Origin of the sequence: uncultured Chryseobacterium sp. (assembly GCF_913776365.1) — a bacterium.
Lineage (GTDB): Bacteria > Bacteroidota > Bacteroidia > Flavobacteriales > Weeksellaceae > Chryseobacterium.
In genome coordinates, this window is record NZ_CAJYMO010000188.1 from 1 (window position 1) to 7,403 (window position 7,403).

Below are 7,403 nucleotides of genomic sequence, written 5' to 3' on the forward strand. Positions count from 1 at the left end.
AGCTTCCGGTACAATTGCCAAGGCGATGTCGGCGTACGACAAGGATTTCAGTGATGCCATCTACGGAAAAGAGGTAAAAAACAGGTACGTTACCCAGAACAGGCTGCGGAAAATGCTCCGCTACGAAGTGGCCCTGATCGAAGAAAGGATTTCCCGGGAAAACAACCCGAACCGTAAGTTTTTTTCCTACGCCAATACCGTTACCACCATCAATTTCGATAAAACCGTAAAAGGCCACGGCTGGGTGGGCATCCGTTTCCAGGTAAAGGAAAATGAGGACTACAATGAGATCGTCATCCACGTTAAATTCAAGGAAAACGACGCTACGCTGCAACAGGAGACATTAGGGAATCTTGGCGTGAACCTGATCTTCGGAGCCTTTCATTACTACGACAACCCCAGGAACCTGGTGGAATCCCTTTATGATGAGGTGGCGAAGGACAACCTCGAGATTGATATGATCGATTTCAGCGGTCCCGCATTTGAATATGTGGACAACAGGCTCATGTCCTTACAGCTGGTGAAAAACGGAATGACCGATGCCGTGATTTTCAATTCCGAAGGAAACAACATGCTTCCGGCAGACATCCTGTACAAGAAAAACATCTTCGCCGTAAGGGGAAGCTTCCGTCCGGTAACCAAGGTGAATATCGATATGCTGAAAAACGGCATGGACATGTTCCTCAAGGATTCGGCCTGCAGCCCCGACGATACCGAAGTGCTGATTGAAATCACCATCTCCAACCTCCGGGCCGACGGCGATATCGATGAACGGGATTTCCTGGACAGGGTAGACGTACTCGGCAAACTGGGCTATACGGTCATCATTTCTAATTATTCAGAATATTACCGCCTGATCGATTATTTCGCGTCTTATACCAACGGGAATATCGGTGTCGCCATGGGCGTAAACAACCTGCTGATGGTGTTTGACGAGCGGTATTACAAAAACCTCTCCGGCGGGATCCTGGAGGCTTTCGGGAAATTTTTCAGAAACGGCATGCGGGTGTACCTGTATCCTTACAAAGATCCGGAAACCCATGAGCTGCTGAACTCTTCCACCCTGAAAGTGGAGGAAAACCTGAAAGAACTGTACAAGTATTTCAAGCACAACGACCGTATCGTGGACATTACCAACTACAACCCTGAGTTCCTGGAAATCTATTCAAGAGATATACTGAAGAAGATAGGCTGCAACATCAAAGGCTGGGAGACCCAGCTGCCGGAAGGCGTTGCCGAAATGATTAAAGAACGCGGAATGTTCGGCTATAAAGAAGAACTTTCCTTAAAACAATTCTCTTAAAACAATATACAATGTCAGAATTAAAGAAAAGGCTGTTATTCATTCTGGAAAGCCCGAAACATAATACGGAGGAAAAACTGGAGAAAGTCTGCCACCTGCTGGACCAGGAAATTTCCTACTTCAACTGGACCGGTTTTTATTTCAAGAACGGAGATAAAGACGAGCTGAAGCTGGGCCCTTACGTGGGAGCACCCACCGATCATACAATCATCCCTTATGGAAAAGGCATCTGCGGCCAGGTAGCCGTGTCCAATGAAACCTTCGTCGTTCCGGATGTCCATGAGCAGAGCAACTACCTCAGCTGTTCCATCGATACCAAAGCGGAAATCGTAGTCCCGATCTTCAAAGACGGCCAGAACATCGGCCAGATCGACATCGATTCCCATACCATCGATCCGTTCACGGACGAAGACCGCGAATTGCTGGAATGGCTCTGCAACGAAGTTTCCAAAATTTTGTAACCATTGTCTGCAATACAATATATACTCCGGTTCTCTTGATGAGCCGGAGTTTTGTTTTCCGGTTTGCTGTCGTCTGATTTTTCAGGAGCTGTTTCCGGCTATCCACTCATACTCCTCGCGCCAATGCTTTTCCTTCCGCCTGCTGTGGGGTATCCGTTGCTATCCGGGCTAGGGCAGCGGTCTTATTTTCAGCACGAGTATAAAGGTCAATGGTCAATGGTCAATGGTCAATGGTCAATGGTCAATTCCTGCGGGTCAATGGTCAATTTCAGTTCAGCCTGAAATTCACCGCTGGCGCAAGCTTCCAAGCTTGTGCCCGCCATCCAACTTGCCGAATTCACCTGCAAAGCAAAATTGACTGGCAGTGCGAAATTCACTCTTCACTTCTTGTCAATGGTCATTCCTGCGGGTCAATGGTCAATTCTTAATATCAGTGAGTAATTCACCGCTGGCGCAAGCTTCCGAGCTTGTGTCCGCCAGTCCACCGGCCTGAATTCACTTGCAAAGCAAAATTGACTTGCAGCGCGAATTTCACCCTTCACTTCTCGTCAATAGTCAATTCCTGCGCGTCAATGGTGAATTTCAGTTCAGCCTGAAATTCACCGCTGGCGCAAGCTTCCAAGCTTGTGCCCGCCAGTCCACCGGCCTGAATTCACTTGCAAAGCAAAATTGACTTGCAGCGCAAAATTCACCCTTCACTTCTCGTCAATGGTGAATTTCAGTTCAGCCTGAAATTCACCGCTGGCACAAGCTTCCGGGCTTGTGCCCACCAGCCCGCCGGCCTGAATTCACTTGCAAAGCAAAATTGACTGGCAGTGCGAAATTCACCTTTCACTTCTCGTCAAGGATCAATTCCTACGGGTCAATGGTCAATTTCAGTTCAGCCTGAAATTCACCGCTGGCACAAGCTTCCAAGCTTGTGCCCGCCAGTCCACCGGTCTGAATTCACTTGCAAAGCAAAATTGACTCGCATCGCGAAATTCACTCTTCACTTTTCGTCAACGGTATCCTGATTTGTGAAAATGACGGGCGAATTTCAGCTGTGTTTATCCGGTATATTCAGAATTCACTTCCCGGATCAATCTCTTAAAATAGTCGCCGCACTTGGCAATATGCGTCCCGTACCAGGAAAAGGCTTCCCCGTCAACGATCATGATCTTTTTTTCCGGATACACCGCTTTCAGTTCTTCGATATGCTTTTCCTTGAAAGGAAACGGCTCGGAAGACAGCATGATGAGATCAGCGCCGGCAAGGTCTTCGGTCTTAATTTCAGGATACCGCTTCCGGTCTTTAAAAAGGTTTTCAAAGCCGATCTCGGCCATGATTTTATGGATAAATGTGTCGGAGCCTATGGTCATATAAGGATTATTCCAGATCAGATAAGCCGCTTTCGGCTTTGCATTGACTTTCGCTTCATTCAGGACTTCGTAAATCTTGAGATTAAAAGACTGGGCCCGCTCTTCTTTATGAAAGAGTTTTCCCAGGTTTTTCAGCAGGTAGTAATTGTCTTCGATATTCTCAACGTTGGTTACCAGCACCTTGAAATCATCCATGAGTGCTTCTACCTGCTCTTTTACATTCTCTTCCTTGTTGGCTAAAACAAGATCGGGCTGTAAAGCTCTGATCTTACCGATATTGATGTTTTTTGTTCCGCCGATCACTGTAACATCTTTAACTTTTTCTGCAGGATGGATGCAGAATTTCGTCCTTCCGACGATTTCATGTTCCGTTAAACCCAGATCAAATAAAGCCTCCGTAATGGAAGGAACCAGAGAAACTATTTTCATTGTAATATTTTAGAGATGGCCTAAATTACAAAAGTTTGCCCGTTAAGAAAAGTCCGGCCACGGAAAAATATATGATAAGTCCCGTAACGTCCACCAGCGTCGCTACGAAAGGCGCGGAAGAAGTAGCCGGGTCGAGCTTCAGTTTTTTCAGGATAAAAGGAACCATGGAACCGGAGAGCGTCCCCCAAAGAACGATCATTACAAGGGAAACCCCGACGCTGAGCCCTACGTAAGCCCAGTGCATCCCGTAATTGAAAAAGCCGGCCTTATGCCAGATCATGATTCTCAGGAATCCGATGATGCCCAGGATGCCCCCCAGGAGCAGCCCGGTGAAAATCTCTTTCCGCATCACATACCACCAGTCTTTCAACCCGATTTCCTGGAGGGCCATGGCCCTGATGATCAGGGTAGCGGCCTGGGAGCCGGAATTTCCGCCGCTGGAAATAATCAGCGGGACAAAAAGTGCCAGTACTACGGCCTTCTGGATTTCATCTTCAAAATACCCCATGGCCGAAGCCGTCAGCATTTCGGAAAAGAACAGGATGATCAGCCACATTCCCCTCTTTTTCACCATTTCGGTCAGTGAAGTTTGGGTATAAGGGAGATCCAGGGCTTCAAGACCCCCGAATTTCTGGATATCTTCGGTATTCTGCTGCTCGATCTGGTCCAGGATGTCATCAATGGTAACAATACCTACCAGGACGCCGGCTTCCGTAACAATGGGAAGTGCGCCCCGGTCATATTTTTCAAAGTACTGAACGGCATCTTCTTTTGTGGTGGTGGTGGTGATGGCTACAAACTCATTATCCGTAATTTCCGATACCAGCGTGTCCTCTTCGGCCAGCAGCAGGCTTCCCAGGGCAATATCATCGATCAGGCGGTTCCGCTCATCCACCACATACAGGTAATTCATGGTTTCCACTTTGCTCCCGACCTTCTTGATCTGCTGAAGACAGCGTTTAATGGTCCATTCCTTACGGATCTGGATGTAATACGGCGTCATCAGACGGGCAATGGAATCGGAATCGTAGCCCAGAAGCTTCAGGGCAATCCGGCGTTCCTGCGGATTCAGGTGGTTGATGGAATATTTAATCAGTTCATCCGGAAAATCCTCAAAGAGGGCCGTCCGGTCATCCGGGGTCATGGCGTTCAGGATTTCCGAGACTTCATCACTGCCGATGCTCCGGATGGTTTCTTCCTGGAAATCAGGGTCGAGGTGCGAAAAGACCTCCGCTTTGTACTCTTTCGGGACTTTCAGAAATGCCAGGAGCCTTTCGTCAGCATGAAGTTCGCTGAGCGTTTCGGCAATATCGGCAGGGTTCAGGATAAGTTCTTCTCTCGAATTCAAAACGTGATTTTTTAGCTAGGCAAAAATAACCCAAATTTTTAAGAATCGCCAGCCAAGGACAAAATTTAAGGATTTATTAAATTAAAACATGGTTTGCCGGAGCAGATATGTTATCCATTCATTTTTTAACGGCTTCCTGATCTTTTTGAATTATTCCCGCAGATCCGGCGGATTTCGCAGATTTTTACACTTAGATCTGGGTAATCATCATCTGCGAATGATTCTTGATTTCAGAATATCCTTTAAAACGTAGAGAAATTAAAAGCTGCGGAGGAGCTATCTGTTAATGGCTGCAGATTATAAAATGTAATCAGCTAGCAATACCCATTTAAAATATCCTGCCAAATAGCGCAAAATAGAGATGGATTGAAACTTTATAAGAGCTTTCTGTAAAAGCTGTACATCATCAGCTGTAACAACCTCCATATCGCTAATCTTAGTTTTAAAATATCCTATAAAAACAGCACGAAATTAAATGCTCCGGAGGAGCGGCCTGTTAATAGCGGCAGATCACAAGATATAAGAAGCCCCCGTAGGGGCTACCTTTTTCTACGGCTCGCTTTTTCTATGATGTCAGGCCTTACCGCTTATTTCTATGGCTGAATTTCCGTGGATGCTTTCCCATTCAGTCAGACTCAACAGAAGCGGAAGTGTATTCAGGCAGGATAAAAAAAAAACACCTGCCCGGGCAGATGCTTTTTCAGAAACGGGTCCCGTTACTGTTCAAGGCAGGGATGGATAACACATACCCTGTTGCAGCAGGCTCCGCCGAAGCACTGGGAGTCTTCCGTACATCTGATGAGCGCGGAGGCTCCGTTAATCTGTTCCTGCTGTTTCCTGCTGAGTTTTTTCAGATTTTTCATAATGTTCTATTTTGTATCCCTAAAAATACAGAATCTGTTTCGATTAATCACCATTAAATGAAAAATAATTTCAGTTAAGCTGTTGGTTTGAAGAAACGTAGGGTTTTAAGTAAACAAAAAAACATCTGCAGAGTGCAGATGCCTGAAGAAATTTCTATCGAGATTGTCTGATGATTAATACCTGACAAAAGTAATAAAAAAGAACATATTATTCACCACTAAAGGAATTTTTATTTTAGTAAATTGAATGGTATGCATATCAATTTTCGGATTCAATAAAAGAAGATCGCATCATCGGGATATTAGAGAGGGATAACAGAATAAATCCGGGATAAAATAAATGGGCAGAAATTTTCCGGGATTATGGACTGGGCCTGTTAAAACCCGGCTTCTCCTGAAGGCTTTATCTTACGCAGTTCTTTCAGAATTCCTTTAATGGCACCGTTGGTCCCTATTTTTACGGAATTGGTGGTAGAGCCCAGCAGCCGCATGTTTTTTTTGTAGGTATCATAATCGGTTTCCGTTACGAGGTTGCCTTCGGCATCAAAAAGTTTCATGCTTACCACCACCTGATTGGAAAATACATATTTACCGAGGCCTACCTTGAAATATTTCACTTTAGGCACCACTACGAAATCAGCATCGTTGTTTACACAGTAATCAGCAAGGGTTTTCCGGTCAACACTATCGAAAGAAACCTGGACCTCTGTCTTCAGCATCCTGTTTTTTCTTTCGCTGAGATTATCGGAAACGGCGCTGAAAAAAGCAGTATTGGTAGGCTCCTTGATCTCTTCAATGTCAGGATCCACTTCAGGATTAAAGTATAAAACTTTCCTGGCGGTATGATCGGCAGACTTCTGTGCTTTCAGGGCAGAAGCACTTATTACAAGAATAACCGTAAGGGTGGTAAAAACTACTATTTTCCTCATCACTAATTAACTATGCAAAATTACTGCCTTTTCGTGGGATTGTCTCTTTTTTTTAAGAATTTTTTAACATTTTTTTCTATTAAATTCAATTTACAGGATCAATAATGTTTGCAGAACCGGAATAAATCCGTATTTTTGCAGCCGTTACATAATAATCATTAAACAATATTGGAATGTACTTAACAACAGAAAAAAAAGCAGAAATTTTCGCAAAGCACGGAAAATCTGCACAGGACACAGGGAGCGCTGAAGGACAGGTAGCTCTTTTCACTTACAGAATCAACCACTTATCCCAGCATCTGAAGGCTAATCGTCACGATTTCAACACAGAGAGATCTTTGGTGAAACTGGTAGGTAAAAGAAAAAGCCTTTTGGATTATCTTAAGAAAAAAGATATTACAAGATACAGAGCAATCATTGCTGAACTAGGTCTGAGAAAATAATCTGTAAAGATTTTTATCATAAAAGCAATCCTGAAAAGGGTTGCTTTTTTTTATTTCCGGTTTACAGCGGAAGCATACCGGCATAGGCTGGACAAACGGATTCACGGTGTGCTACTTTCGGAAATCGGTTCATTTACTGAATCCATAGCACATAAAGCCGTCTTTTCCTGTGCATTCCTGCCGGTATTTTCCGGTACCGGTGGAATTTCAGGAGTCAGGGGTTTTTAGAAAAAATAGCATGGATAACCTGTAGCCTTTGTAAAATTCAT

At 44.8% G+C, this 7,403-nt stretch carries 7 protein-coding genes; 3 read left to right on the plus strand and 4 right to left on the minus strand.

What is annotated here, in order from left to right:
* On the plus strand, nucleotides 1-1,303 hold a 1,303-nt coding region (locus tag QZ735_RS09505), incomplete at its 5' end, for a TonB-dependent receptor (RefSeq protein ID WP_294247373.1).
* Nucleotides 1,304-1,314: 11 nt separating this feature from the next.
* Nucleotides 1,315-1,764 (plus strand): GAF domain-containing protein, encoded by a 450-nt coding sequence (locus QZ735_RS09510; RefSeq protein ID WP_294247374.1) that lies wholly within the window; start codon nucleotides 1,315-1,317, stop codon nucleotides 1,762-1,764.
* A 1,046-nt stretch (nucleotides 1,765-2,810) separates the two neighbouring features.
* Here the strand turns inward: QZ735_RS09510 and QZ735_RS09515 are convergent.
* The 4 genes from QZ735_RS09515 to QZ735_RS09530 form a co-directional block, all read right to left on the minus strand.
* Nucleotides 2,811-3,551: an ABC transporter substrate-binding protein gene (locus QZ735_RS09515; RefSeq protein WP_294247376.1), complete on the minus strand. Its 741-nt coding sequence runs from the start codon at nucleotides 3,549-3,551 to the stop codon at nucleotides 2,811-2,813.
* 25 nt (nucleotides 3,552-3,576) lie between these two features.
* Nucleotides 3,577-4,899 (minus strand): magnesium transporter, encoded by a 1,323-nt coding sequence (gene mgtE, locus QZ735_RS09520; protein ID WP_294247378.1) that lies wholly within the window; start codon nucleotides 4,897-4,899, stop codon nucleotides 3,577-3,579.
* A gap of 716 nt (nucleotides 4,900-5,615) precedes the next feature.
* Complete coding sequence (locus QZ735_RS09525; protein WP_294247380.1) at nucleotides 5,616-5,762, minus strand: hypothetical protein; 147 nt, start codon at nucleotides 5,760-5,762, stop codon at nucleotides 5,616-5,618.
* Nucleotides 5,763-6,139: 377 nt separating this feature from the next.
* Nucleotides 6,140-6,691, minus strand: coding sequence for a pyruvate decarboxylase (locus QZ735_RS09530; RefSeq protein WP_294247382.1), 552 nt, complete (start codon nucleotides 6,689-6,691; stop codon nucleotides 6,140-6,142).
* A 173-nt stretch (nucleotides 6,692-6,864) separates the two neighbouring features.
* On the opposite strand from QZ735_RS09530, the gene rpsO reads away from it, so the two are divergent.
* A complete protein-coding gene (gene rpsO / locus QZ735_RS09535; RefSeq protein WP_034679332.1) occupies nucleotides 6,865-7,134 on the plus strand; it encodes a 30S ribosomal protein S15 in 270 nt (89 codons plus the stop codon).
* The last annotated feature ends 269 nt before the right edge of the window (nucleotides 7,135-7,403 follow it).

Coding starts and splice junctions, on each gene's coding strand:
- QZ735_RS09510 (WP_294247374.1), top strand. CDS start 1,315: ATGTCAGAATTAAAGAAAAGGCTGTTATTCATTCTGGAAAGCCCGAAA.
- QZ735_RS09515 (WP_294247376.1), bottom strand. CDS start 3,551: ATGAAAATAGTTTCTCTGGTTCCTTCCATTACGGAGGCTTTATTTGAT.
- QZ735_RS09525 (WP_294247380.1), bottom strand. CDS start 5,762: ATGAAAAATCTGAAAAAACTCAGCAGGAAACAGCAGGAACAGATTAAC.
- QZ735_RS09530 (WP_294247382.1), bottom strand. CDS start 6,691: ATGAGGAAAATAGTAGTTTTTACCACCCTTACGGTTATTCTTGTAATA.
- rpsO (WP_034679332.1), top strand. CDS start 6,865: ATGTACTTAACAACAGAAAAAAAAGCAGAAATTTTCGCAAAGCACGGA.